Below are 23,379 nucleotides of genomic sequence, written 5' to 3' on the forward strand. Positions count from 1 at the left end.
TGCATGCCTCCCAAGGCTCGCGCGGCCAAGAAGGTCCGCCGCAAGGAGAAGAAGAACGTCGCTCAGGGCGAAGCCCACATCAAGAGCACGTTCAACAACACGATCGTCACGATCACCGACCCGACCGGTGCGGTGATCTCGTGGGCGTCCGCCGGCACCGTCGGCTTCAAGGGCTCCCGCAAGTCCACCCCGTACGCCGCGCAGATGGCCGCCGAGGCCGCCGGTCGTCGGGCGATGGAGCACGGCATGAAGAAGATCGACGTCTTCGTCAAGGGCCCGGGCTCGGGCCGCGAGACGGCGATCCGGTCCCTGGGTGCCATCGGCCTCGAGGTCGGCACCATCCAGGACGTCACCCCTGCCCCCCACAACGGTTGCCGCCCGCCCAAGCGCCGGCGCGTCTGACCCGACACTGAAGAAGGAGAGCGAACGATATGGCCCGCTACACCGGCCCCATCACCAAGAAGTCGCGCCGTCTCGGTGTCGACCTGATCGGCGGCGACGCCGCATTCGAGAAGCGTCCCTACCCGCCGGGCCAGCACGGCCGCGCGCGGATCAAGGAGAGCGAGTACCGCAACCAGCTGCAGGAGAAGCAGAAGGCGCGTTACACCTACGGCATCCTCGAGAAGCAGTTCCACAAGTACTACGTCGAGGCCGCTCGCCGGCAGGGCAAGACCGGTGACAACCTGCTCCAACTGCTGGAGTGCCGTCTCGACAACGTGGTCTACCGCGCCGGGTTCGCCCGCACGCGTCGTCACGCCCGCCAGCTGGTGACCCACGGTCACTTCCTGGTCAACGGCAAGAAGGTCGACATCCCCTCGTTCCAGGTCACGCAGTACGACATCATCGACGTCCGCGAGAAGTCGCTGGAGATGACGCCGTTCATCGTCGCCCGGGAGACCCACGGCGAGCGGATCGTGCCGGCCTGGCTCGAGGCGCTCCCCACGCGGATGCGCATCCTGGTGCACCAGCTGCCGGTCCGGGAACAGATCGACATCCCGGTCCAGGAGCAGCTCATCGTCGAGTACTACTCGAAGAAGTGATGTGAGTGGGGGGCCGTGCCTGACCAGGCCCCTCACCACCCAATCCCAGCTCCAACCGTCCAAGCACCACGTCTGGGCCCTCATATAGCGGTCGGTCCGGAAAGGATAAGAACACAGTGCTCATCGCACAGCGCCCCACCCTGTCGGAGGAAACCGTCGACCAGTTCCGGTCGCGGTTCGTCATCGAGCCCCTCGAGCCTGGCTTCGGCTACACGCTCGGCAACTCGCTCCGCCGTACCCTCCTGTCGTCCATCCCGGGCGCGTCCGTCACCAGCATCAAGGTCGACGGCGTGCTCCACGAGTTCTCGACGATCGACGGTGTCAAGGAAGACGTCACCGAGATCATCCTGAACCTCAAGGGCATCGTGGTCTCCTCGGAGCACGACGAGCCGGTCACCATGTACCTCCGCAAGTCCGGTGCCGGTGACGTCACCGCGGCCGACATCGCGCCCCCGGCCGGTGTCGAGGTGCACAACCCCGACCTCAAGATCGCCACCCTGGGCGACAACGGCAAGCTCGAGATGGAGCTCGTCGTCGAGCGTGGCCGCGGCTACGTCTCGGCCGTCCAGAACAAGGGTGCCGACAACGAGATCGGCCGGATGCCCGTCGACTCGATCTACAGCCCGGTCCTCAAGGTGACCTACAAGGTCGAGGCCACCCGTGTCGAGCAGCGCACCGACTTCGACAAGCTCGTCATCGACGTCGAGACCAAGCCGTCGATCCTGCCCCGCGACGCGATCGCGTCGGCCGGCAAGACGCTGGTCGAGCTCTTCGGCCTGGCCCGTGAGCTCAACGTCGAGGCCGAGGGCATCGACATCGGCCCGTCGCCCGTCGACGAGCAGCTCGCCGCCGACCTGGCCCTGCCGGTCGAGGACCTGCAGCTCACCGTCCGGTCCTACAACTGCCTCAAGCGCGAGGGCATCCACACCGTGGGTGAGCTCATCAGCCGCTCGGAGCAGGACCTGCTCGACATCCGCAACTTCGGCGCGAAGTCGATCGACGAGGTCAAGGCGAAGCTGCACGAGATGGGCCTGTCGCTCAAGGACAGCGCTCCGGGCTTCGACCCGCACGCCGCCCTCGCGTCGTACGGCGACGATGACGACGACACCTTCGTGGAAGACGAGCAGTACTGAGTTGAATTTGGGCGAGCGTGTCGGAAACGGTGCGCTGCCGCCCTCGCAGTTACGTAGACGCAGATACAGCGTCGTTGGCGGCTGCAGGCCGAAACACAAGTTCAGATTGATTGGCGGCCTCCGACCGACACGCGGTCGGGGCCTTGATCCCCGGTACCTGACACGGCCGGGGGGATTGAGAGTCAGAGATGCCCAAGCCCAAGAAGGGTCCCCGCCTCGGCGGTAGCCCGGCCCACCAGCGGCTCATCCTCCGCAACCTGGCCACCGCGCTCTTCGAGCACGGCCGGATCACGACCACGGAGGCCAAGGCCCGCACCCTGCGGCCCTACGCCGAGAAGCTGATCACCAAGGCGAAGAAGGCGCACCTGGGTGAGAACCCGCTGCACCAGCGTCGCGAGGTGCTGCGGGCCATCACCGACAAGGGTGTCGTGCACCACCTCTTCACCGAGATCGCGCCGACGTACGCCGAGCGTCCGGGTGGCTACACCCGGATCACCAAGATCGGTCCGCGCCACGGCGACAACGCCCCCATGGCCGTGATCGAGCTCGTGAACGAGGCCTACAGCCCGAAGCCTTCGACTGCGAAGAAGAAGGCCGAGCCTGCCGCTCCGGTCGAGGTCAGCAAGGCCGACGAGGACGCCCCGGCCGAGGTCGAGGCGACCAACGAGGCCGGCGACACCGAGGTGCTGTCCACGGAGGCGACCGAGGTCGAGACGGCTGAGGCGGAGTCCACCGCCGAGGCGACCGAGGACCCTGCAGAGACCGAGGAGGAGGCCCCCGAGGCCACCGACGAGGCTGCGGACGAGTCGGAGACCGACGAGAAGGCCTGATCCGCTCCATCTTCGCCGACCCGTCGCGTTTGAACGCGACGGGTCGGCGTCGTTTTGCGACGGGTCGGCGTCGTTTTGCGACGGGTCGGCGTTGAGATGGGCCGGGTCGGCGTTGAGATGAGCCGGGTCGGCGTTGAGATGAGCCGGGTCGGCGGGATTCGGGCATGAGGAGGAGCGGAACTAGGATGGGGGCCATGACGATCGACCTCGGCAACCCGCGCGTCCTGTCGCCTGACGACGCCGGCCGGCAGGTGCTGCTGGCCGACCCGCGGGGCTACTGCGCGGGGGTCGACCGGGCCGTGGTGACGGTCGAGGAGGCGCTGGACCTCTACGGCGCGCCCGTCTACGTCCGCAAGCAGATCGTCCACAACAAGCACGTGGTGTCGAACCTCGAGAAGCGCGGCGCGATCTTCGTCGAGGAGCTCGACGAGGTGCCGCCGGGCGCAACCGTCGTCTTCTCGGCGCACGGTGTGTCGCCGGCGGTCCACCGCCAGGCGGCCGAGCGCGAGCTCAAGACCATCGACGCCACCTGTCCGCTGGTGACCAAGGTCCACCGCGAGGCGGTCCGCTTCGCCCGCGAGGGCTACACCATCCTGCTGATCGGCCACGCCGGGCACGAGGAGGTCGAGGGCACCGCGGGTGAGGCGCCCGACCAGACCGTCCTCGTCGAGCACCCCGACGACGTCGACAACCTGGAGTTCGCTCCCGACGCCAAGCTCGCCTGGCTCTCCCAGACCACGCTCAGCGTCGACGAGACGATGGAGACCGTACGCCGGCTCCGGGCGAAGTTCCCTCAGCTGGAGGACCCGCCGAGCGACGACATCTGTTACGCGACGCAGAACCGGCAGGTCGCCGTGAAGGAGATCGGCGCCACCGCGGACCTGGTGATCGTGGTCGGGTCGGCCAACTCCTCCAACTCGGTCCGTCTGGTCGAGGTGGCGCTCGAGGCGGGCGCCAAGGCGTCCTACCGCGTCGACGACGTCTCCGAGATCGACGAAGCCTGGCTCGAGGGAGCCCGCACGGTCAGCGTCACCTCCGGTGCCTCCGTGCCCGACGACCTGGTGCAGGGCGTGCTGGAGTACCTGGCCGAGCGCGGCTACCCGGACGCCCGCCCCGTGCAGACGGCGGAGGAGTCGCTGGTGTTCTCCCTCCCCAAGGAGCTGCACCGCGACCTCAAGGCCGCCGGCCGGCCGTAGCACCGTCGTGGCTGCCCCCTGATGGCGAAGTACCTGGACGTCCACCCGGACAACCCGCAGCCCCGGGTGCTCCAGCAGATCGTGGACGCGCTCCACGAGGACGCGCTGATCGCCTACCCGACCGACTCCGGCTACGCCCTCGGCTGCCGGGTCGGCAATCGCGACGGCCGGGACCGGATCCTGAGGATCCGCGGCCTCGACGAGCGGCACCACCTCACCCTGGTGTGCCGCGACTTCTCGCAGCTCGGCCAGCTGGTGCACGTCGACAACGCTGCGTTCCGGGCGATCCGCTCGGCGACACCCGGTCCCTACACGTTCATCCTGCCGGCCATGCCCGAGGTGCCCCGGCGGCTGATGCACCCCAAGAAGCGCACCGTCGGCGTACGGATCCCCGACCACGGTGTGGTCCGCGCGATCCTGGACCTGCTGGGTGAGCCGCTCCTGTCGAGCTCGCTGATCCTGCCCGGCGAGACCGAGCCCCGCACCATGGGGTGGGAGATCAAGGAGGAGCTCGACCACCAGGTCGACATCGTGGTCGAGGCGGGGGAGACCCCGGCCGAGCCGACCACCGTCGTCGACTGGTCGGAGGGCTACCCGGAGATGGTGCGCCGCGGCGCGGGCGATCCCGACCGGTTCGTCTGAACCTGGTTGCGGACGGCGAGCACCCCGAGGCAGAGCAGGTAGCCGATCACGAGGGCGATCGCGTGCCCCGACAGGCCGGACACGGTCGCTTGTACGACGCCGTCCCGCTCGCGTGCGACGGCTCCCGGCTGCGCGATCGCGAGCAGCGCCACGCTCGCCAGCATCGCGAGCGGGGGCAGCACACCCACGGTGAAGAAGTCGGCGGGTCGGACCATCAGCGCGGCTCGCGCACACACGGTGACGAAGGTCAGGTCGAAGAGCAGGCCGAGCCGGTCGCCCAGCGCCAGATCGATCGTCATCGCGGTCAGCAGCAGGGCGACGGCGAGCGCAGCGACCTCGTGGCCGGGCTCCTCGCCGGACTCCCACAGGGTGCGCGATCTGCTCGTCACGTTTCTCACGCTAGGTCTGCGGCTGCGCAGGGCGCGCGCGGCGCGCCGTAGGCAGACCCCGCGTCGCCTCAGGCGTTCAGGCGCCGGCCGGTCTCGGTGTCGAAGAGATGCGCCCCGTGCTGCGGCACCGCGACGTGGATGGTGGTGCCGACCGCGGCGGGGTCGCGCCGCGGGAGCCGCACCGAGACGGTCCGGGTGCGATCGCCCAGCTGGGCCGAGCCGTAGGCGAAGCTGTCCGAGCCGAGCTCCTCGACCAGGTCGATCCGGACCGGGATCCCCTCGTCGGCACCGACCAGGTCCCACCCTTCCGGACGCACGCCGACCGTGACCCGGCGGACGGAAGCCACGTCGGCCGTTGCCTCGAGCCGGATCCGGTGGGTGCCGAGGAAGAGCCCGGTGCCGTCGAACCGGACGTCGAGCAGGTTCATCTGGGGCGACCCGATGAAGCCCGCCACGAACAGGTTGGCGGGGCGGTCGTAGAGCGCAAGCGGAGTGTCGATCTGCTGGATCTCACCCTCGTGCATGACGGCCACCCGGTCACCGAGGGTCATCGCCTCGACCTGGTCGTGCGTGACGTACACGGTCGTGACACCGAGCTCGCGCTGCAGCCGGGCGATGTCTCCACGGGTCTGCACCCGCATCTTGGCGTCGAGGTTCGAGAGCGGCTCGTCCATGCAGAAGACCTGGGGCTGACGCACGATCGCGCGACCCATGGCCACCCGCTGCCGCTGGCCGCCCGAGAGCTCCTTCGGCTTGCGGTCGAGGAGGGCGGTGAGCCCGAGCGTGTCGGCCGCGACGGCGACCCTCTGCTCCCGCTCGGGGCGCGCGACCTTCGCCATCTTGAGCGCGAAGCCGAGGTTGTCGCGGACCGACTTGTGCGGGTAGAGCGCATAGCTCTGGAACACCATCGCGATGTCGCGATCCTTCGGCGGCACCCGGGTCACGTCCCGGTCGCCGATGCGGATCCGGCCGCTGTCGACGGGCTCGAGGCCCGCCAGCATCCGCAGGGTCGTCGTCTTGCCGCAGCCGGACGGGCCGACGAGGACGAGGAACTCGCCCTCGGGGACCTCGAGGTCGATTCCCGGTACGGCGGGCCGCTCTGCTCCGGCGTACCAGCGCTGGGCTTTCTCGAACGTGATGCGCGTCATAGGTAGACAGGCTATATGTAAGTATGCTGAACTAACAAACATGTCCTGGCGCAGCCCCACCGATCGCCCCTTGCGTGACCGCACGAAGCTCCACCGAGCGGACTCGCGGCGGCACCACCGGTCGATGCTGTTGCAGCAGCTCTTCGGGCACGGCCCGGCCAGCCGCGCAGACCTGGCCCGGTCCAGCGGGCTGACCCGGGTCACGGTGTCGGAGCTGGTGGGCGAGCTGCTGGCCGAGGGCCTGGTCAACGAGCTCGGCACGCCGGTGGAGAGCCGGGTGGGCAAGCCGCCGACGCTGGTCGGCCTGGTCCCGGATGCGAAGCACATCCTCGCGATCGATCTCTCGGTCGACGAGCAGATCGTCGGTGCCGTGCTCAACCTCGCCGGCGAGGTGATCACCCGCCACGCCGAGCCGCTCGCCGGACGACGCGGCGACGAGGCCGTCGAGGCCGTCCGGGCGTTCGCCGCCGACCTGATCAAGGGCGCGACCTCTCCGCTGCTCGGTGTCGGCGTGGCCAGCCCCGGCGTCGTGAGCCCCGAGGGCGTCGTGGTCGACGCCCCTAACCTGGGGTGGCGCGACGTGAAGCTCGCGGAGACGCTCGGCAGCGCCCTCGGACAGCCGGTCTACGTCGCGAACGACGCCAACGTCGCCGTCCTGGGCGAGTTCACCTTCGGCGGGGGCGCCGAGGGCGGCCTGATGCTGATCCGACTCAGCACCGGTGTCGGCGCCGGCCTGGTGCTCGGCGGAAACCTGCTGCACGGGCACGGTGGGGCCGCAGGCGAGATCGGACACGTCCAGGTCGACCCCGACGGCGAGGCCTGCGCCTGCGGCCGCCGTGGATGCCTCGAGACCTTCCTGGCGGTGCCCCGCCTGCGTCGCCTGATCTCCGCGGGCGGCGCCGACCAGGTGCTCGACCGCGCCGCCCACCAGCTGGCGACGGCACTGGCGCCGGTGGTCGCCACCCTCAACCTCGGCGAGCTGGTCCTCAGCGGGCCTTTGGACCTCGTCGAGCCGCTGGCGCGGATCGCCGCGCCCCTCATCCGCGAGCGGGTCATGCCCGTCAGTGCGGAGCAGTTCGTGGTCCGGGCGACGACGCTCGGCGACGACGGAGTACTCGTCGGCGCGACCGGTCTGGTCCTCGCCGCCGAGCTGGGGGTCTCGTGATCCCCAAGCCGCGCAACCCACAGCGGGTTCGCGTCCCAGTAAGGAAGCAGAGGAACTAGTGGTGCGCAACAAGAAGATTCTGGCCATCGCGGCCGTCACCGCCCTGCTGGGCGTGACCAGCGCTTGCGGCTCCGACGACGACGACTCGTCGCCCACCAGCGGAGGACCGGACCAGGCCGACATGGTCGTCTGGCTCAACGGCGCCGACACCCCACAGGCAGCGCGGGACTGGCTCAAGGAGACGTTCGAGGAGGAGCACCCCGGCTCCACGCTCACGATCGAGGAGCAGGAGTGGGACGGCCTGGTCGAGCGACTCACCACCGCGCTCTCGTCGGAGGACCAGACCCCGGACGTGGTCGAGGTCGGCAACACGCAGGCGCCGACGTTCACGACCGCGGGCGCGTTCAGCGACCTCACCGAGGACCTCGACGAGTTCGGCGGCGACGACCTGCTGCCCGGCTTCGTCGAAGGCGCCACCATCGACGGCAAGACCTACGCCGTGCCGTACTACGCGGGCTCGACGTACGTGTTCTACCGCAAGGACCTCTTCGACAAGGCCGGCCTCCAGGTGCCGACCACGATGGACGAGTTCGTCTCGACGGCAATCGCACTGAAGGCGGCCAACGACGAGCCGGACTTCTCGGGCTACTGGCTGCCGGGCCAGGACTGGCGCGACGGCGCCGCGTTCCTGTGGGACGCCGGTGGTGACTTCGCGACGGCCGACGGCGACGGCTGGAGGGGCACCCTGGCCTCGCCGGAGTCGATCGAGGGTCTGACCACCTTCCAGACCCTCTTCGAGGAGGCATCCGGAGCCCCGGCCGACGCCAACGAGGCCGACCCGGTCACGCCGTTCTGTGCCGGCAAGATCGGCATGATGTCGCGTCCCGGCTGGGTCATGGGCCTGCTGACCGACCCGGAGGCCGGTTGCCCGGACCTGGCCAAGCAGGTGGGCGTGTTCGCACTGCCCGGCTCCGACGGTGAACCGGCGCCGGTGCTGCTCGGCGGTTCCGACATCGCTGTCGCCGCCCAGACGCCCAACCAGGACCTGGCCCGGGACATCGTCGCCCTGATGCTCAGCGACGAGTACCAGGGCATCCTGGCCGAGAACGGGCTGACCCCGGCCCGCACCTCGCTCCAGTCGCTGCTCGGCGACGACGAGTTCGCCCAGGCGACGATCGAGGCGGCCTCCAACGCAAAGCTGACGCCGGCTGCAGCGAACTGGGCGACCGTCGAGGGCACCCGCATCCTCGAGGACCTCTTCAGCCAGATCGCCCAGGGCGGTGACGTCGAGGACCTCGCGTCCGAGGCCGACGATCGCATCACCGAAGAGCTGAACTGACGCCCGGGTCGGGGGCGCGCTGACGGCCCGCAAGCCGCCAGGCGTCCTCGACTGCAGTCCACCTCGACTGCGGCGCGGCAGCGTGTCGCACCGCGGCGAAGCCGCACGATGCGGCGCCCCTGGACCGAGCTTGCGATGGTCCGGGCGGTGCCGCACCGTATGCGACACGCTCGCGCAATCAGAAGGAGAGTTGGTCCATGAGGGGCAGACACCCGGCCGTACGGCGTACGCCGCTGCCTGCCGGCCTCGTGCTGCCTGCCGCGGCGCTCCTCGCTCTCGCGCTGGGCTATCCGCTGGTGCGCCAGGTGGTCCTGTCCCTGCAGGAGTTCGGCCTCGCGCAGCAGTTCGGCAGGCCGCCGGAGTGGGTCGGGCTGGGCAACTACCGCGAGCTGCTCGGCGACTCCTACCTCTGGACCGTCGTGCTGCGCACGGTGGTGTTCTGCTTCGTCAACGCCGCGCTGACGATGGGCGTCGGCGTGGGCATCGCGCTGCTGATGACGCGGATGAGCCGATGGGTGCGGCTCGCCGTCCAGGGCGGCCTGCTGCTGACCTGGGCGACGCCGGTCGTGGCGGCCATGATCGTGTGGCAGTTCCTCTTCGACACGCAGTACGGCGTCGTCAACTCCGTCCTCACCTCGCTCGGCTCGGACCACGACGGCCACTCCTGGCTCATCGAGCCGATGTCGTTCTTCACGGTCGCCACGATCATCGTGGTCTGGATGAGCGTGCCGTTCGTGGTGTTCACGGTCTATGCCGCGCTCACGCAGGTGTCCGAGGACGTGGTCGAGGCGGCCGAGATCGACGGTGCCGGGGCCTGGCAGCGGATGGTGCACGTCGTCATGCCGACGATCCGGCCGGTGCTGCTCGTCGTCCTGCTGCTGCAGGTGATCTGGGACCTCCGGGTCTTCACCCAGATCTACACGCTGCAGAAGGCGGGCGGCATCACCCGCGACACCAACCTGCTCGGCACCTACATCTACACGCTGGGCATCAAGGGCGGCGACTTCGGTACGGCGGCGGCGGCCGCCATGTTCATGCTGGCGCTGACCGTCGTGCTGACGGCGCCGTACCTCCGCATCATGTTCCGCCAGGAGGACGACTGATGTCCCGCCGTACGCCCGCACCGTCGCGGTTCGCCGCCGACGCGCTGGGGATCGTCATCCTCCTCGTGAGCGTGTTCCCGGTCTACTGGATGATCAGCCGGTCGTTCCTGCCGCGCAACCGGATCCGCAGCGACGAGCAGACCTGGCTGCCGCTCGACGGCACGCTCACCAACTACGACCGCATCCTCCAGGGCGAGGGCTTCCGCAACGCGCTGGTCACCAGCCTCTCCGTGACGCTGCTGACGGTCGGGGTGGCGTTGCTGTTCGCGTTCCTCGCGGCGGTGGCAGTCAGCCGGTTCCGGTTCCGCGGGCGTACGTCGTTCATCCTCACCCTGCTGCTGATCCAGATGATCCCGGCCGAGGGGCTGTTCATCAGCCAGTACAAGATGCTCGAGGGCGTGAGCCTGCTCAACTCGGTCCTCGGACTGACGTTCGTGTACGTCGCGAGCGTGCTGCCGTTCACCGTCTGGACGTTGCGCGGGTTCGTCGACGGCGTGCCGCGCGAGCTCGAGGAGGCCGCGATGATGGACGGCTGCTCGCGGGTGCAGGCGTTCTTCAGGATCACGCTGCCGCTGCTCGCGCCGGGTCTGGTCGCGACCGGTCTGTTCGGGTTCATCCAGGCGTGGAACGAGTTCACGCTCGCGCTGGTCGTGATGACCGACCCGGTCAAGGAGACACTGCCGGTGTGGCTGGTCGGGTTCTCCGAGTCGCGGAGTCGTGGCGTCGACTGGGGCGCGATCATGGCCGCCTCGACGCTGATCACGATCCCGGTGATCGTGTTCTTCCTGATCGTCCAGCGGCGGATGGTCTCCGGGCTCACCGCGGGCGCGGTGAAGGGATGAGCGTCGAGTCGCACGCGCTCGGCGTCCTGCTGCCGTCGTTCCGCGGCCCGGAGCTGCCGCCGGCGTGGGCGCGCCTTCTGCAGGACGGCCTCGGTGGGATCTGCCTGTTCGGCTCGAACCTCACCGGCAGTATCGGCGACGCCCGCGCGCTCACCGACGCCGTACGACGGGCCCGCCCGGATGCGCTGGTCGCGGTCGACGAGGAGGGCGGCGACGTCACCCGGCTGCATGCCCGCACCGGGAGTCCCGTCCTCGGAGCGGCTCAGCTCGGCGCGGTCGACGACCTGGCCCTGACCGCCGCCGCCGGACGCGCGGTCGCGGCGGACCTCGTCGCCGCGGGTGTCGACCTCGACCTCGGCCCGGTCGCGGACGTGAACAGCAACCCGGACAATCCCGTGATCGGCACCAGGAGCTTCGGCTCCGATCCGATCCACGTGAGTCGCCACGTGGCGGCCTGGACCGGTGCCCTCCAGGCGGCGGGTGTGGCCGCCTGCGTCAAGCACTTCCCCGGCCACGGCTCCACGGCGCAGGACAGCCACCTCACCCTGCCGGTGATCGGTGCCTCCGCCGCGGAGATACGGGCCCGGGAGCTGCCGCCGTTCCGCGCAGCCGTGGAGGCGGCGGTCGCAGCGGTGATGACCTCACACATCGCGGTCCCCGCGCTCGACCCGGACCTGCCCGCGACCTTGAGCACGGCGGTCCTGCGCGTCTTGCGCCACGAACTCGGGTACGACGGCGCGATCGTCAGCGATGCCCTCGACATGGCCGGGGTCTCGGCCGGCCGGGGCATCCCCGAGGCCGCCGTGCTGGCCCTGGTCGCCGGTGCCGACCTGCTCTGCGTCGGTCCGGACAAGGACCCGTCACTGGTGCGCGAGATCCAGCAGGCGATCGTCGACGCCGTTCGGTCCGGACGGCTGAGGGAGGAGCGGCTCGCCGACGCGGTCGCGCGCACCAGCCGGATCCGGAGGCCGGTGCCCGCCGAGCCGGTCGTCGGCGACGTCGGCACGGCGATGGCCGAGGCCGCCCGGCGAGCACTGATCGTCGAGCGCCAGGTGCCGGACCTGACCGGCGCGCGGGTGGTGACCATCAGCACGCCCGCCAACATCGCGGTGGGCGAGGTCCCGTGGGGGATCCCGCCGGACGTCGTGGTCGCCCCGGGCGCCGAGCTGCCCGCCGGGCCGGTCGTCGTCCAGGTTCGTGACGCGCACCGCCACCCGGACGTGAGCGCGATGCTGGCGACGCTGCCGGAGGGCGCTCTCGTCATCGAGTGGGGCTGGCCGGGACCGCGGACCGGCTGGGAAGACCGGCAGATCGCCAGGATCTGCACCCGGGGCAGCTCGCGGCCGGTGGTCGCCGCAGTCGAGGAGATCGTGCGGAAGGCGGGGTGGCACCGGTGACGGCGGCGACGGCGAGGGTCGGGCTCGACATCGGGGCGACCAAGACGCAGGGCGTGGCCGCCACTCCCGACGGGGTGGTGCTCGCCGAGGTCCTCGCGACCACCCCGACGGGCGGCGACGACGTCGTGGCCGTTGCGGCCGGCGTGGTGGCCGAGCTGCGGGCCCGCCTCGGCGCCGATCTCGACGGCGTGGTCGGCGTCGGGGTCCCCGGTCTGGTGGACGCGGCCAGCGGTTCGGTCAAGCACGCCGTGAACCTCGGTGTCGACGACTGGTTCCCCATTGCCGAGCGGCTGGCCGAGCGCACCGGCACCAGGGTCGTCGTCGACAACGACGTCAACGCCGCAGCGCTCGGCGCGGCCCAGGTCACCGGTCACCACGACCTCGTCTACCTCAGCCTCGGCACCGGTCTGGCGGCGGCGTCGATCCTCGACGGCCGGTTGCGGCGAGGGTTCCGGAGCGCGGCCGGCGAGATCGGTCACGTGCCCGTCGACCCCGGTGGCCGGCCCTGCCAGTGCGGGCAGGTGGGCTGCCTGGAGACCGCAGCTTCGGGATCCGCGGTCGCCGAGGCCTGGCCGGTCGAAGGGGTCGCTCCCGCGCAGGCACTCTTCGACGCCGCCGCCGCCGGCGATCCGCGCGCGATGGGGATCCGGGACCGGTTCGCGGCCCGGGTGGCGGACGCCGTCCGACTGGTCTGCCTCACGGTCGACCCGGAGTTCGTCGTCCTCGGGGGCGGCGTGGCCCAGGTCGGCGAGCGGTTGCGGGTCTCGGTCGCGCACGCCCTCGCGGAGCAGGCCTCGTCATCGCCCTTCCTGCGGTCGTTGGACCTGCCGGGCCGGGTGCTTCTCGTCCCGAGCGGGGTGCCGGTCGCGGCGCTCGGCGCCGCCCTGCTCCCGAGCGCCGAGACATGATCTCCCACGACATGAGCGACCTGATCGTCCGAGGGGCTCGGGCATCCGACGGCTCGCCGTCCGACGTCGCGGTCGTCGGCGGCCGGGTCGCCGAGCCGGGTAGCGCCACCGGTACGTCCTACGACGCCGCCGGCCTGACCGTGCTCCCGGGCCTGATCGACCTCCAGGTCAACGGTGTCGCGGGGATCGACCTCACCCTCGAGCCCGAGCGGCTCTGGGAGGCGGCCGCCGCGCTGCCGGCGTACGGCGTGACCGCGTTCCTGCCGACGGTCATCACCTCCGCACCCGACGCGCGGGACCGGGCGCTCGCCACCTTCGTGGACGGGCCACCGGCCGGATGGGCGGGTGCGCTGCCGCTCGGGCTGCACTTCGAGGGGCCGATGCTGGCGCCGGCCAGGAAGGGCGCCCATCCCGAGCGGTGGCTCCGACCGCCCTCGACCGAGCTGGTCGCGGACTGGTCACGAGCGACGGGGGTGACGATGGTGACCATCGCGCCGGAGCTTCCCGGCGCGCTCGAGGTGATCTCGGCCCTCGTCGCCCGCGACGTCATCGTCGCGATCGGGCACACCGAGGCCACCGCCGCGGAGGTGACGGCCGCGGCGGGGCGCGGTGCCAGGGCCGTCACCCACCTCGGCAACGCCATGCCGGCGCTCGCGGCCCGCGAGCCCGGCGCGTTCGGCGCCGCGCTCGCCGACCCGCGGCTCGTGGCGGGCGTCATCGCCGACGGTCACCACCTCGATCCGGTGACGCTGTCCGTGCTGTGGCGGGTGCTCGGAAGGGAGCGGCTGGTCGCGGTCACCGACTGCACGGCGGCGCTCGGCATGCCCGACGGCCCGGCCCGGCTCGGCGACCAGCGGGTCGTGGTCCGGGACGGCACGGTCCGGCTCGCGGACGGCACCCTCGCCGGATCGGCGGCCTCGCTGCCGCAGTGCCTGCGGGTCCTGCGCGAGGCCACCGGCTGCAGCCTGGAGGAGGCGGTCGCGACCTGCACCACGACCGCCGCTCGCCTGGTCGGTGACCACGAACGCGGACGGCTCACGCCCGGCGCGCGCGGCGACCTCACCCTCGTCGACGACGACCTGCACGTCGTCGCGACGGTCGTCGGCGGCCGGCTCGTCCACGGGGGGCAGGCCTGATGGAGGTCGTCCCGCTCGAGTCCGACACCGAGGTGGCCACGCTCGCCGCGGACACCATCGAGGCCGCGGTCCGCACCCGGCCCGATGCGGTGCTCGGCCTCGCGACCGGGTCGACACCGCTGCTGACCTACCGGGAGCTGATCCGCCGCCACCACGCGGGGACCGGTCCGTCGTACGCCAGGGTGTGGTGCTTCACGCTCGACGAGTACGTCGGCCTGCCGCCGGGGCACCCCGGCAGCTACCGCGCGACGATCGCGCGCGAGCTCACGGATCCCCTCGGGATCCCCGCCGAGCGCGTCCGCGGTCCGGACCCGACGGAGGCCCACCTGGCCTCCGCCGGCGAGCGGTACGAGGCGGAGCTGAAGGCAGCCGGGGGAGTGGAGGTCCAGCTCCTCGGGATCGGGTCCGACGGCCATCTCGCCTTCAACGAGCCCGGCTCGTCACTGGGGTCATTGACCCGGATCAAGACCCTTGCCGAGCAGACTCGGCAGGACAACGCCCGGTTCTTCGGGTCGTCCGACGAGGTGCCGCGACACGTGCTGACCCAGGGCCTCGGCACCATCCTGCGAGCCCGGCACCTGCTGCTCCTGGCGACCGGCCCCGGCAAGGCGCACGCATTGGCCGCGGCCGTCGAGGGCCCGCTGTCAGCCACGTGCCCGGCCTCGGTGCTCCAGCTCCACCCCCACGCCACCGTGCTGGTCGACCCCGCCGCGGCACAGGGCCTGGAGCGCCGCGCGCACTACCGGGAGGTCTACGACGCCAAGCCTGCCTGGCAAGGTCTCTGAGGAACGCGGCTCAGCCGATCGACTCCAGCGCGGCGCGCGCCAGCGAGACCGCGGGAGCCTTGCCCGGTGCGGTGATCCGCGCGACCTCGACCAGGACCAGGTAGCGGCCGCGACGCACCCAGATGTCAATGGTGTTGAAGTCCGGCACCTCGTCGCGGTCGGGGTCGTTCTGCACGCGGGTCCGCCACGCGACGGGCGGCTCCGACCCGAGCGCGGGCACGGTAATGCCTCGTCGGACACGCACCCGCTCGCCCGCGGCGAACCGCCCGTAGCAGCGGGTCACGTTGTCCCTGATCCTGCCGAGCACCTGGTGCGCGCGGGACAGGCTGTTGAACCGGTAGATCTCGACCCGGGGCTCCGCACCCCCGTCATCGAGGGGTGAGGGGTTGTCGTCACCGCCCCAGTACAGCGCGTAGCCACCCGACGGTGCGGTCGGTCCGACGCGGTCGTGGAGGCAGTCGCTGCTGACCAGGATGAGTTCCGGGTCGTCCACCACCTGGCGCCCGCCGCCGTCGTAGAACGGGTAGATCGCCGCGACGTCGGCCACTGTGGGGAAGTCGGCGTCGTCGACCGCCGGCGCGGCTGCCGCCTTCGAGCCAGCGAGCGGCAGGACCAGGCCGAGGGCGGCGAGTGCCGTCCCCAGGAATCGAATAGATCGCTTGTGCATGTGTGTCTCCGCTCGGTCGCGCTCTGCCCCCTGTAGAGCAAGACGCGCGGGACCGTCCGAGGTTGCCTCGCGACGAGATCAGGCCACGTCGACCACGACCGGGGCGTGGTCGGAAGCACCCTGCCCGGCGCGCTCCTCGCGGTCGATGAACGCACCGGTCACCCGCTCCGCGAACGTCGGCGAGCCGAGGACGAAGTCGATCTTCAGGCCACGGTCCCGCTCGAACCGCTGCCGGTAGTAGTCCCAGTAGGTGAAGCCCGGCGCGTGGGCGCGGGTCACCTCCGACCACCCGTCGTCGAGGAAGGCCTGGAACGCCCCGCGCTCGGCGGGCGTCACGTGGGTGGAGTTCCTGAACTGGGCGGCGTCGAAGACGTCGTCGTCCGTGGGGCAGATGTTCCAGTCACCGACGAGTGCCGTCGGCCGGTCCTGCCACGCGTGTGCGGCCTCGCGCAACCGGCTCAGCCAGTCCAGCTTGTAGCGGTAGTGCGGGTCGTCGGGCTTGCGACCGTTGGGGATGTAGAGGCTCCAGACCCGGACCCCGCCGCAGGTCGCACCGATCGCCCGCGCCTCCGGAGCCACCGGCTCGCCCCAGCCGGGCATGCCGGGGAACCCGATCTCGATGTCGTCGAGGCCGACCCGGCTGATCAGCGCGACGCCGTTCCACTGGTTGAAGCCGGCCGCGGCGACCTCGTACTCCCGGGCCTGTAGGCCCATCAGCGGCAGCTGGTCTTCGCGTGCCTTGGTCTCCTGCAGCGCGAGGACGTCGATGTCGTGCCGATCGAGGAGCGCCTCCACCCGGTCGATCCGGGAGCGGAGGGAGTTGACGTTCCAGGTCGCGATCCGCACCCGGCCACGGTAGCGGCGGTGCAGAACCCTGCAGTGTGAGGGGCTGCGCATTTGTGAGGCGGAGAACCTCTTGTCGATTCTGATATGCGGCTGCTTAATGAGGCCGGAAGGGTTCGCCGAAGAAGGGTTTTCAATGAAGTTCTCGGGATTCAGCAGGATTTCCGCCGGGGCAGCGTGCCTGGTGGTGGCGTTCGCAGGCGCAGCGATCGCCAACGACGGGGGTGTGCCGACGTACAAGGAGTTCAAGGCCGACACGTACGTCGACCGCGACGGCCAGTACATCGTCAACGGTGACGAGCCGGTCAGCAGCGACGGCGCCCTCAAGCAGTTCTACACGTCGATGGTCGGCAAGAACTCGACCACGAGCAAGGCGGGTGACGACGGTCTCGTCGTCAACACCGTCAACGGCCGGGACGACAAGTGGTCGGCCAGCCAGGCGTTGAACCTGACCTACTGCGTCAGCACCCGGTTCGGCACCCGGCACGCCGACGTCGTCAACGCGATGGCCGGTGGCGCCGGGCTCTGGGAGTCGGCGACCTCGCGCGTCAACTTCGTCTACGTGTCCTCCCAGAACGGCAGCTGCAACACCCGCAACACCAACGTGTTGTTCTCGGTGGAGCCGGTGAGCACCTCGCAGTACATCGCCCGGGCGTTCTTCCCGAGCTCGTCGAAGCGATCGCGCAACGTGCTGATCGACGACTCGATCTGGAGCTCGGGCAGCTGGGAGCCCGTCGACATCCTCGCCCACGAGCTGGGCCACGCGCTCGGCTTCCGGCACGAGCACACCCGCCCCGAGGCCGGCACCTGCTTCGAGGACAACAACTGGCGCCCGCTGACGCCGTACGACAACAAGTCGATCATGCACTACCCGCAGTGCAACGGCGGCTCGTCCGACCTGGAGTTCCAGGCGTCCGACGCCGCAGGGGTGCGCGCTCTCTACGGGTCCTGAGGATCCGCCGCCGGCGGCACGCCGCCCTCCTCTCCGGACAGTCCATGGGGGACCAGTCGGAGAGGACGGGCGGCGTGCCGCACTTCTCTTTTCGTCTCCTTTCGCTGCTTGATCAGCTCCCGATCCGGTAGGCGCGGACGCCCTCCGGCACGGGCCGCTCGGAGTGCGAGCGCTCGATGCAGAACTCGTTGCCCTCGGGATCGGCCATCGCGACCCATCCCGACCCGTCCTCCTTGCGGAAGTCGCCGATCACGGTGGCGCCGAGCGACAGCGCCTGGTCGACGGCTGCGTCCCGGGTTCGGTCGGACGGCTGCAGGTCGAGGTGCAGCCGGTTCTTCGCGGTCTTGCCCTCGGGCACCGGGATGAAGAGCATCGTCGGTCCGGTGGGCGGGAAGTGCGGGGCGACCATCACCTCCGGATCGTCGTCGTAGAACACGACCCAGCCGGTGAGCGCGGCCCAGAACCGTGCGAGGGCGGGAGCGTCGGAGCAGTCGAACGTCATGTTGTTCACGGTCATCGCCATGTCGCTCACTCTGCCTGCGAGCGCCGCCCGGGGCCACGGGGTTTCGACCGCCCGGTCGGATCGATGCCGCCGGACCTGGGTACCTGCAGGGCATGGCTCCCGGAATCGTTCTCATCATCGTCGGTGCGATCTTCACGTTCGCGCTCAAGGCAGAGTCGACCTGGCTCGACGTGCGGGTGCTCGGGCTGATCCTGATGCTCGGTGGTGCCGCGTTCATCGCCCGCGCCCGGTTGAAGAGGCGCGAGGTCGTGACGCGCGAGAGCTCGCCCGGCGAGCAGGCGGAGGAGAAGCAGGTGGTCGAGCGTCGGGTCGAGTGATCGCGGCGGGTCCGCATGATTCACGGGCGCGCCGTACTCCCTCGTAGAGTGACCGCCCGTGGCACTCACCATCGGCATCGTCGGCCTCCCCAACGCGGGCAAGTCGACCCTCTTCAACGCGCTGACCAAGAACGACGTGCTCGCGGCGAACTACCCGTTCGCGACGATCGAGCCCAACGTCGGTGTCGTCGGCGTCCACGACGACCGGCTCCCGAGGCTGGCGGAGATCTACGGGTCACAGAAGCAGCTGCCCGCGACGGTGGAGTTCGTCGACATCGCCGGCATCGTGCGTGGCGCGTCGCAGGGGGAGGGTCTGGGCAACAAGTTCCTCGCCCACATCCGCGAGGCCGCCGCGATCTGCCAGGTGACGCGCGTCTTCCGCGACGAGGACGTCACGCACGTGGACGGCAAGGTCGACCCCGCCAGCGACATCTCCACGATCCAGACCGAGCTGATCCTCGCCGACCTCGAGACCGTGGACAAGGCGATCGCCCGGCTGGAGAAGGAGTCGCGCAAGGTCAAGGACCTGGTCGCCAACCTCGAGGCTGCGAAGCAGGCGAAGGAGGCGCTGGAGGCCGGTACGCCGATCACCGCGACGTCGATCGACCGCGGCCTCATCCGCGACCTGTCGCTGCTCACCGCCAAGCCCTACATCTACGTGTTCAACTGCGACACCGACGAGCTCGCCGACGAGGAGCTCAAGGAGCGGATGCGTTCCTTGGTCGCCCCCTCCGAGGCCATCTTCCTCGACGCCAAGCTCGAGTCGGACCTCGTCGAGCTCGACGACGACGAGGCCCGCGAATTGCTGGCCGAGGTCGGCATCGACGAGCCCGGGCTCGACGTGCTGGCCCGGGTCGGCTTCGACACCCTCGGGCTGCAGACCTACCTCACCGCAGGACCCAAGGAGGTCCGCGCGTGGGAGATCCGGAAGGGCGCGACGGCGCCGGAGGCCGCGGGTGTGATCCACACCGACTTCCAGAAGGGCTTCATCAAGGCGGAGATCATCTCCTACGACGACCTGATCGCGATGGGCTCGGTCCTCAAGGCTCGCGAGGCGGGCAAGGTCCGGATGGAGGGCAAGGACTACGTCATGCAGGACGGCGACGTGGTGGAGTTCCGCTTCAACGTCTGACCCGGCTGGACCGCTCCTGCCCAGGCACGTCTTCGGCAGGTTGGTGGAGTCGGTCGAACCCGGCGATGGAGAGGGCGCCCGCAGGCATGAGCCCACCATGCGGCACCCTTCAGCGTGCCCGGCCCGGGTCGCTCTCGGGTAGCGCGCTGCTTCCCCGTGGCCACTCGTCAGTCGTCCGGTTTCTCGTCCTCGTCGTCCTTCGGCCCCGCCTTCGGGAGCTGGTCGAGGACCTGCTGCGCCGCGTCGAAGATCCGGTCCGCCTCTTCGTCGCTGAGGTCGCCCTCGACCCGCGCCTGCGCCGCCTCGGCGATCAGGTCCTCCACGGCGCGCCGAGCCTCGTCGGGCTCACCGGCCTCGATCGCGGCGTCGACCTCGTCGAGATGCTGCTCGAGCGCGGGCACGGACTCGCTGGGCGGAGGATCGTCGGCGCACCCGGTCGGGGCGAGCAGCACCACAGCGGCGACGACGGCCGCTCGCCATCGTCCCCGGAGCAGGCGCGGCATCACTCCTCCTCCCCGTTGATCGCGATGTGCAGCTCGGTGAGGGGCTCGCGCAGGTCGGCCGGGGTGTTGTCCGGAATAGTGGGCGCGGACTCGTCGCCGCTCGCGACGGCGAGGACGATCAGCAGCACGACCAGGGCACCCAGAGCGGCCGCGACTCCCCACGCCTCCGAGGACAGCGTGCGCAGCCGTGCGGTGAGCTTCCGTACCTGACGAGCGAGGGCATCGCCGGTGCGGTCGATCACCGCGGTGCGGGGCTGCGCCGGTGCGGCCGCGTCGGGGCTGGTCATCGGTTTCGTCACTCCCGCGCCGCTCACGGGCGGTTGCGGGCTCGCGGCGAGGATCGGTGAGGTGGCGGCGTCCGGAACGCCGACGGTGCCGACGGGTGCCGGTTCGGTCAGGCCGGCGCGCAGCCACGCCGCGACATCGGCCGCGCTCGGCCGGTCGCTCGGGTCGAGGGCGGTCATCCCGGTCAGCAGGTCGTGCCAGCCCGGGTCGAGGGCGGGGATCTCGGGCGGCCGGTGGAGCCGGGCCAGGGCGGCCTCGGCAGGGGCGCCGGCGTACTCCCTGCGCCCGGTGATCGCCTCCAGCAGGACCAGCCCGAAGGCGTACACGTCGGCAGCCCCGTCGACCGTCCCGCCGTTGACCTGCTCGGGAGCGATGTACGCCGCCGTACCGATCGCCATCCCGGTGCGCGTGTGGTGGCTCCGCTGCTCGACCAGGCGCGCGATGCCGAAGTCGGCCAGCTTGACCGCCTGGTCGTGCCCGACGAGCACGTTCGCGGGCTTGACGTCGCGGTGGACGACGCCACGGGCGTGCACGTAGGCCAGTGCGTCGGCGACCTGCGCCGCGATCGGGGCGAGGTCGGCGATCGACATCGGCCCGTCCTTCATCAGCCGGCCCAACGTCTGGCCCTCGACCAGCTCCATCACCAGGAAGGGCCGGTCGTGCTCCTGGCCACCGGTGACGGCCCGCTGTTGGTTGCTGGTGCCGAAGCCGGCGTCCAGGACGGTGACGAGACCGGTGTGCGAGAGCATCGCCAGCGTCTTCGCCTCGGCGATGAACCGCTCGCGGTCGGTCTCGTCGCCGGCGCCGTCGAGAAGGATCTTCACCGCGACCAGCCGTGCGAGCTTGAGGTCGTCGGCGCGGTACACCTCGGCCATGCCGCCGCGGCCGATCACCTCGCCCAGCCGGTAACGGTCACCCAGGACGACCGGCTCGGGCGGTGGCCGGAACTCGACCGTCGCGTCCAGGGCAGGCTCGGCGGTTCCCGACGATGCGTCGGGTGTGGTCACAGCGGGGGTCGGACGTCCCGGCGCTCCTCGACCACGGTGTGACGCGAGCGCTGCTGGTTGACGATCAGCGAGATCACGATGGCCAGGGCGCCGGCTACCAGGAGGATCCAGCCCAGGGTGCCGGTGTCGATGGCAGAGGTGTCGATGTTCACGACGTCGAGGACGAGGATGAGTCCGACGACGATCAGGACGATTCCGAGGCCGATGGCCATGGCTGGTGCTCCTTCGATCTGTGATCACCCGGTCTCGGGAACCGGGCGTTGCTAACGCATTGCAGTACCCGATGTCAGACCCGGTATCCGGTCAGCCCGACGGCTGCAGCACGCCGCCGGTGCCGCGGACGACCAGCCCGTCGGCGACCGCGAACGCGAGGGCGCGGTCGAACCGACCGCTCTCCCAGTACCGGGCCCCCACCAGGATCTCGAGCTCTTCGGGCCCGCACGGACCGGAGTCCTCCAGCGCCCGCGCGATCTGACCCATCTCGTGGAACACCTGGCGGTCGCGACGGCCCTCCGTGGTCGCTTTCGGAGGTGGCATCGGCATTGCGTACTCCTTCCTCAGACGGTTTGCGGGTCGGTGTGCGTGCGGTCCCTCGGATCGGGGTCGTCGTCCTCGGCCGTGAGCGGTCGGGCGATGCTCTCGAGCGACTGGCCCTCGGCCTTGACGCCGAGCACCGCGGCCACGAGTCCGCCGATGATCATCAGCGCGGCGCCGATGTAGTAGCCGAGGGCGATCGCCGAGATCCCCTCGCCGCCGGTCACCGCGTCCTCGATGAGCTTGCCGAACAGCAACGGCCCGGCGATACCGCCGGCGGCGGTTCCGATCGCGTAGAAGAACGCGATGCAGAGCGCGCGCGTCTCCATCGGGAACACCTCGCTGGCGGTGAGGTACGCCGCGCTGGCGCCGGCGGACGCGAGGAAGAAGATGATGCAGCCCATCATCGTGAGGGTCGTGGCGGTGTAGGTGTCCAGGGTCAGCCCGGTGTAGAGCAGCAGCCCTCCGGACAGCACGTAGGTGCCTGTCAGCATCTTCACCCGCCCGATCGTGTCGAAGAGCGGGCCGAGCACCAGGGCGCCGATGAAGTTGCTGACCGCGAACACCGCGATGTAGTAGCCGGTCTGGGTGACGCCCATGAACTCGATGAGGGTGTCGCCGTAGGTGAAGAAGAAGGCGTTGTAGAGGAACGCCTGCCCGACGAACAGCGAGAAGCAGAGGACGGTGCGACGCGGGTAGAGCGTGAACACGGTCTTTGCGATCAGCGGCAGGGGGATCGTCTTGCGCTGGCGGATCGTGATCGTCTCCGAAACCGACGGCAGGTCCTTGCCCGTCTCCGACGACACCTTCTGCTCGATCTCCTTGACGATCACCTCGCCCTCGTCCTCACGGCCGTGGATGAACAGCCACCGTGGGCTCTCCGGCACCGAGCGGCGGACGATGAGGATGCCGATCGCCAGGATCGCGCCGAGCCCGAACGCCAGCCGCCAGCCCCACTCCTGGTCGACCTTGGTGGGGTCGAGCAACGGGATGGTGAGCAGAGCACCGCCCGCCGCGCCGACCCAGAACGAGCCGTTGATCGCCACGTCGACGCGTCCGCGGTACTTGGCGGGGATCAGCTCGTCGATCGCGGAGTTGATCGCGGCGTACTCACCGCCGATTCCGGCCCCGGTGATGAACCGGGCGACGAAGTACCACAGCGGCGTCATGGAGAACGCCGTCAGCACGGTCGCCGCCGTGTAGACGCCGAGCGTGATGAGGAAGAGCTTCTTGCGACCGAACCGGTCGGTGAGCTGTCCGAAGAACAGGGCGCCGATACAGGCTCCGGCCACGTAGACCGCACCGGCCAGCCCGACGTCGAAGCTGCTGAGGCCCAACCCGGTCTTGGGGTTGGCCAGGGCGTCGGTCATCGAGCCCACGATGGTGACCTCGAGGCCGTCGAGGATCCAGACCGTGCCGAGACCGATCACCACGGTCCAGTGCCAACGGCTCCAGGGCAGTCGGTCCATCCGAGCAGGGATGTCGGTCGTGATCCGGCCGGTCTCAACCTGATGGGACATCGTCGTCGCCTTTCTTTCCCGAGATGGCGGCCGGATGCGTTTC

General features: G+C 70.3%; 27 protein-coding genes. 17 read left to right on the forward strand and 10 right to left on the reverse strand.

Annotated features, from left to right (window positions below):
- Nucleotides 1-3 precede the first annotated feature (3 nt).
- From rpsK to SHK19_RS04360, 6 genes are all read left to right on the forward strand, one after another.
- Complete coding sequence (gene rpsK / locus SHK19_RS04335; protein WP_149751605.1) at nucleotides 4-402, forward strand: 30S ribosomal protein S11; 399 nt, start codon at nucleotides 4-6, stop codon at nucleotides 400-402.
- A gap of 29 nt (nucleotides 403-431) precedes the next feature.
- On the forward strand, nucleotides 432-1,040 hold the full coding sequence (gene rpsD, locus SHK19_RS04340; RefSeq protein WP_322456733.1) for a 30S ribosomal protein S4: 609 nt from the start codon (nucleotides 432-434) through the stop codon (nucleotides 1,038-1,040).
- 116 nt (nucleotides 1,041-1,156) lie between these two features.
- The gene (locus tag SHK19_RS04345; protein ID WP_322456732.1) at nucleotides 1,157-2,173 is read left to right on the forward strand and encodes a DNA-directed RNA polymerase subunit alpha; all 1,017 of its coding nucleotides are present in this window, start codon (nucleotides 1,157-1,159) and stop codon (nucleotides 2,171-2,173) included.
- Nucleotides 2,174-2,361: 188 nt separating this feature from the next.
- A complete protein-coding gene (rplQ, locus tag SHK19_RS04350) occupies nucleotides 2,362-3,003 on the forward strand; it encodes a 50S ribosomal protein L17 (RefSeq protein WP_322937936.1) in 642 nt (213 codons plus the stop codon).
- Nucleotides 3,004-3,197: 194 nt separating this feature from the next.
- Complete coding sequence (locus SHK19_RS04355; protein ID WP_322456730.1) at nucleotides 3,198-4,199, forward strand: 4-hydroxy-3-methylbut-2-enyl diphosphate reductase; 1,002 nt, start codon at nucleotides 3,198-3,200, stop codon at nucleotides 4,197-4,199.
- 21 nt (nucleotides 4,200-4,220) lie between these two features.
- Nucleotides 4,221-4,841: an L-threonylcarbamoyladenylate synthase gene (locus SHK19_RS04360; protein ID WP_322456729.1), complete on the forward strand. Its 621-nt coding sequence runs from the start codon at nucleotides 4,221-4,223 to the stop codon at nucleotides 4,839-4,841.
- On the opposite strand, the gene SHK19_RS04365 is transcribed toward SHK19_RS04360, so the two are convergent.
- Both SHK19_RS04365 and SHK19_RS04370 read right to left on the reverse strand, forming a co-directional pair.
- A complete protein-coding gene (locus tag SHK19_RS04365) occupies nucleotides 4,790-5,230 on the reverse strand; it encodes a DUF6542 domain-containing protein (RefSeq protein ID WP_322456728.1) in 441 nt (146 codons plus the stop codon). The genes SHK19_RS04360 and SHK19_RS04365 overlap by 52 nt on opposite strands.
- A 68-nt stretch (nucleotides 5,231-5,298) precedes the next feature.
- The gene (locus SHK19_RS04370; protein ID WP_322937937.1) at nucleotides 5,299-6,378 is read right to left on the reverse strand and encodes an ABC transporter ATP-binding protein; all 1,080 of its coding nucleotides are present in this window, start codon (nucleotides 6,376-6,378) and stop codon (nucleotides 5,299-5,301) included.
- Nucleotides 6,379-6,448: 70 nt separating this feature from the next.
- Between SHK19_RS04370 and SHK19_RS04375 the strand changes: the two genes are divergently transcribed.
- The 8 genes from SHK19_RS04375 (at nucleotide 6,449) to SHK19_RS04410 (ending at nucleotide 15,053) form a co-directional block, all read left to right on the forward strand.
- A complete protein-coding gene (locus SHK19_RS04375; RefSeq protein ID WP_322937938.1) occupies nucleotides 6,449-7,543 on the forward strand; it encodes an ROK family transcriptional regulator in 1,095 nt (364 codons plus the stop codon).
- 61 nt (nucleotides 7,544-7,604) lie between these two features.
- Entirely contained in the window at nucleotides 7,605-8,882 is a 1,278-nt protein-coding gene (locus tag SHK19_RS04380) for an extracellular solute-binding protein (protein WP_322456725.1), read from the forward strand.
- Between the two features lie 197 nt (nucleotides 8,883-9,079).
- Nucleotides 9,080-9,985, forward strand: coding sequence for a carbohydrate ABC transporter permease (locus tag SHK19_RS04385; protein WP_322456724.1), 906 nt, complete (start codon nucleotides 9,080-9,082; stop codon nucleotides 9,983-9,985).
- Complete coding sequence (locus SHK19_RS04390; RefSeq protein WP_322456723.1) at nucleotides 9,985-10,827, forward strand: carbohydrate ABC transporter permease; 843 nt, start codon at nucleotides 9,985-9,987, stop codon at nucleotides 10,825-10,827. The genes SHK19_RS04385 and SHK19_RS04390 overlap by 1 nt, the downstream gene beginning before the upstream one ends.
- Complete coding sequence (locus SHK19_RS04395) at nucleotides 10,824-12,224, forward strand: glycoside hydrolase family 3 N-terminal domain-containing protein (protein ID WP_322937939.1); 1,401 nt, start codon at nucleotides 10,824-10,826, stop codon at nucleotides 12,222-12,224. The genes SHK19_RS04390 and SHK19_RS04395 overlap by 4 nt, the downstream gene beginning before the upstream one ends.
- Nucleotides 12,212-13,132: an ROK family protein gene (locus tag SHK19_RS04400; RefSeq protein WP_322456721.1), complete on the forward strand. Its 921-nt coding sequence runs from the start codon at nucleotides 12,212-12,214 to the stop codon at nucleotides 13,130-13,132. Before SHK19_RS04395 ends, SHK19_RS04400 begins: the two co-directional genes overlap by 13 nt.
- Nucleotides 13,129-14,268 carry an N-acetylglucosamine-6-phosphate deacetylase gene (gene nagA / locus SHK19_RS04405; RefSeq protein ID WP_322937940.1) on the forward strand — a complete coding sequence of 380 codons (1,140 nt, stop codon included), beginning with the start codon at nucleotides 13,129-13,131 and terminating at the stop codon, nucleotides 14,266-14,268. The genes SHK19_RS04400 and nagA overlap by 4 nt, the downstream gene beginning before the upstream one ends.
- Nucleotides 14,268-15,053, forward strand: coding sequence for a glucosamine-6-phosphate deaminase (locus SHK19_RS04410; RefSeq protein WP_322937941.1), 786 nt, complete (start codon nucleotides 14,268-14,270; stop codon nucleotides 15,051-15,053). The genes nagA and SHK19_RS04410 overlap by 1 nt, the downstream gene beginning before the upstream one ends.
- Before the next feature lie 10 nt (nucleotides 15,054-15,063).
- Here the strand turns inward: SHK19_RS04410 and SHK19_RS04415 are convergent, their stop codons facing one another.
- Together SHK19_RS04415 and SHK19_RS04420 are read right to left on the reverse strand one after the other, a co-directional pair.
- On the reverse strand, nucleotides 15,064-15,720 hold the full coding sequence (locus SHK19_RS04415) for a hypothetical protein (protein ID WP_322937942.1): 657 nt from the start codon (nucleotides 15,718-15,720) through the stop codon (nucleotides 15,064-15,066).
- A 78-nt stretch (nucleotides 15,721-15,798) separates the two neighbouring features.
- The gene (locus SHK19_RS04420) at nucleotides 15,799-16,566 is read right to left on the reverse strand and encodes an exodeoxyribonuclease III (RefSeq protein WP_322937943.1); all 768 of its coding nucleotides are present in this window, start codon (nucleotides 16,564-16,566) and stop codon (nucleotides 15,799-15,801) included.
- 133 nt (nucleotides 16,567-16,699) lie between these two features.
- Between SHK19_RS04420 and SHK19_RS04425 the strand changes: the two genes are divergently transcribed.
- Complete coding sequence (locus SHK19_RS04425; protein ID WP_322937944.1) at nucleotides 16,700-17,515, forward strand: M57 family metalloprotease; 816 nt, start codon at nucleotides 16,700-16,702, stop codon at nucleotides 17,513-17,515.
- A gap of 112 nt (nucleotides 17,516-17,627) precedes the next feature.
- On the opposite strand, the gene SHK19_RS04430 is transcribed toward SHK19_RS04425, so the two are convergent.
- Nucleotides 17,628-18,038 carry a VOC family protein gene (locus SHK19_RS04430; RefSeq protein ID WP_322456715.1) on the reverse strand — a complete coding sequence of 137 codons (411 nt, stop codon included), beginning with the start codon at nucleotides 18,036-18,038 and terminating at the stop codon, nucleotides 17,628-17,630.
- A gap of 92 nt (nucleotides 18,039-18,130) precedes the next feature.
- Between SHK19_RS04430 and SHK19_RS04435 the strand changes: the two genes are divergently transcribed.
- Both SHK19_RS04435 and ychF read left to right on the forward strand, forming a co-directional pair.
- Nucleotides 18,131-18,355, forward strand: a complete 225-nt coding sequence (locus SHK19_RS04435) for a hypothetical protein (RefSeq protein WP_322937945.1) — start codon at nucleotides 18,131-18,133, stop codon at nucleotides 18,353-18,355.
- 58 nt (nucleotides 18,356-18,413) lie between these two features.
- Nucleotides 18,414-19,487 carry a redox-regulated ATPase YchF gene (ychF, locus tag SHK19_RS04440; RefSeq protein ID WP_322937946.1) on the forward strand — a complete coding sequence of 358 codons (1,074 nt, stop codon included), beginning with the start codon at nucleotides 18,414-18,416 and terminating at the stop codon, nucleotides 19,485-19,487.
- 167 nt (nucleotides 19,488-19,654) lie between these two features.
- Here the strand turns inward: ychF and SHK19_RS04445 are convergent, their stop codons facing one another.
- From SHK19_RS04445 to SHK19_RS04465, 5 genes are all read right to left on the reverse strand, one after another.
- Nucleotides 19,655-19,990, reverse strand: coding sequence for an FIMAH domain-containing protein (locus tag SHK19_RS04445; protein ID WP_322937947.1), 336 nt, complete (start codon nucleotides 19,988-19,990; stop codon nucleotides 19,655-19,657).
- A complete protein-coding gene (locus SHK19_RS04450; protein WP_322456711.1) occupies nucleotides 19,990-21,282 on the reverse strand; it encodes a serine/threonine-protein kinase in 1,293 nt (430 codons plus the stop codon). Before SHK19_RS04450 ends, SHK19_RS04445 begins: the two co-directional genes overlap by 1 nt.
- Nucleotides 21,279-21,494 (reverse strand): DUF6458 family protein, encoded by a 216-nt coding sequence (locus SHK19_RS04455; protein ID WP_322456710.1) that lies wholly within the window; start codon nucleotides 21,492-21,494, stop codon nucleotides 21,279-21,281. The genes SHK19_RS04450 and SHK19_RS04455 overlap by 4 nt, the downstream gene beginning before the upstream one ends.
- Nucleotides 21,495-21,585: 91 nt before the next feature.
- Nucleotides 21,586-21,825, reverse strand: a complete 240-nt coding sequence (locus tag SHK19_RS04460; protein ID WP_322456709.1) for a hypothetical protein — start codon at nucleotides 21,823-21,825, stop codon at nucleotides 21,586-21,588.
- A gap of 14 nt (nucleotides 21,826-21,839) precedes the next feature.
- Nucleotides 21,840-23,336 carry an MFS transporter gene (locus tag SHK19_RS04465; protein WP_322456708.1) on the reverse strand — a complete coding sequence of 499 codons (1,497 nt, stop codon included), beginning with the start codon at nucleotides 23,334-23,336 and terminating at the stop codon, nucleotides 21,840-21,842.
- Nucleotides 23,337-23,379: the final 43 nt, after the last annotated feature.

Origin of the sequence: Nocardioides bizhenqiangii, from assembly GCF_034661235.1 — a bacterium.
GTDB lineage: Bacteria > Actinomycetota > Actinomycetes > Propionibacteriales > Nocardioidaceae > Nocardioides > Nocardioides bizhenqiangii.

What these genes read in the sequence shown, in the direction of transcription:
- rplQ (WP_322937936.1), top strand. Translation starts at nt 2,362, where the DNA reads ATGCCCAAGCCCAAGAAGGGTCCCCGCCTCGGCGGTAGCCCGGCCCAC.
- rpsD (WP_322456733.1), top strand. Translation starts at nt 432, where the DNA reads ATGGCCCGCTACACCGGCCCCATCACCAAGAAGTCGCGCCGTCTCGGT.
- rpsK (WP_149751605.1), top strand. Translation starts at nt 4, where the DNA reads ATGCCTCCCAAGGCTCGCGCGGCCAAGAAGGTCCGCCGCAAGGAGAAG.
- SHK19_RS04360 (WP_322456729.1), top strand. Translation starts at nt 4,221, where the DNA reads ATGGCGAAGTACCTGGACGTCCACCCGGACAACCCGCAGCCCCGGGTG.
- SHK19_RS04465 (WP_322456708.1), bottom strand. Translation starts at nt 23,336, where the DNA reads ATGTCCCATCAGGTTGAGACCGGCCGGATCACGACCGACATCCCTGCT.
- SHK19_RS04395 (WP_322937939.1), top strand. Translation starts at nt 10,824, where the DNA reads ATGAGCGTCGAGTCGCACGCGCTCGGCGTCCTGCTGCCGTCGTTCCGC.
- SHK19_RS04415 (WP_322937942.1), bottom strand. Translation starts at nt 15,720, where the DNA reads ATGCACAAGCGATCTATTCGATTCCTGGGGACGGCACTCGCCGCCCTC.
- SHK19_RS04460 (WP_322456709.1), bottom strand. Translation starts at nt 21,825, where the DNA reads ATGCCGATGCCACCTCCGAAAGCGACCACGGAGGGCCGTCGCGACCGC.
- SHK19_RS04455 (WP_322456710.1), bottom strand. Translation starts at nt 21,494, where the DNA reads ATGGCCATCGGCCTCGGAATCGTCCTGATCGTCGTCGGACTCATCCTC.
- SHK19_RS04390 (WP_322456723.1), top strand. Translation starts at nt 9,985, where the DNA reads ATGTCCCGCCGTACGCCCGCACCGTCGCGGTTCGCCGCCGACGCGCTG.
- SHK19_RS04355 (WP_322456730.1), top strand. Translation starts at nt 3,198, where the DNA reads ATGACGATCGACCTCGGCAACCCGCGCGTCCTGTCGCCTGACGACGCC.
- SHK19_RS04410 (WP_322937941.1), top strand. Translation starts at nt 14,268, where the DNA reads ATGGAGGTCGTCCCGCTCGAGTCCGACACCGAGGTGGCCACGCTCGCC.
- SHK19_RS04430 (WP_322456715.1), bottom strand. Translation starts at nt 18,038, where the DNA reads ATGGCGATGACCGTGAACAACATGACGTTCGACTGCTCCGACGCTCCC.
- SHK19_RS04445 (WP_322937947.1), bottom strand. Translation starts at nt 19,990, where the DNA reads ATGCCGCGCCTGCTCCGGGGACGATGGCGAGCGGCCGTCGTCGCCGCT.
- nagA (WP_322937940.1), top strand. Translation starts at nt 13,129, where the DNA reads ATGATCTCCCACGACATGAGCGACCTGATCGTCCGAGGGGCTCGGGCA.
- SHK19_RS04425 (WP_322937944.1), top strand. Translation starts at nt 16,700, where the DNA reads ATGAAGTTCTCGGGATTCAGCAGGATTTCCGCCGGGGCAGCGTGCCTG.
- SHK19_RS04385 (WP_322456724.1), top strand. Translation starts at nt 9,080, where the DNA reads ATGAGGGGCAGACACCCGGCCGTACGGCGTACGCCGCTGCCTGCCGGC.
- SHK19_RS04435 (WP_322937945.1), top strand. Translation starts at nt 18,131, where the DNA reads ATGGCTCCCGGAATCGTTCTCATCATCGTCGGTGCGATCTTCACGTTC.
- SHK19_RS04370 (WP_322937937.1), bottom strand. Translation starts at nt 6,378, where the DNA reads ATGACGCGCATCACGTTCGAGAAAGCCCAGCGCTGGTACGCCGGAGCA.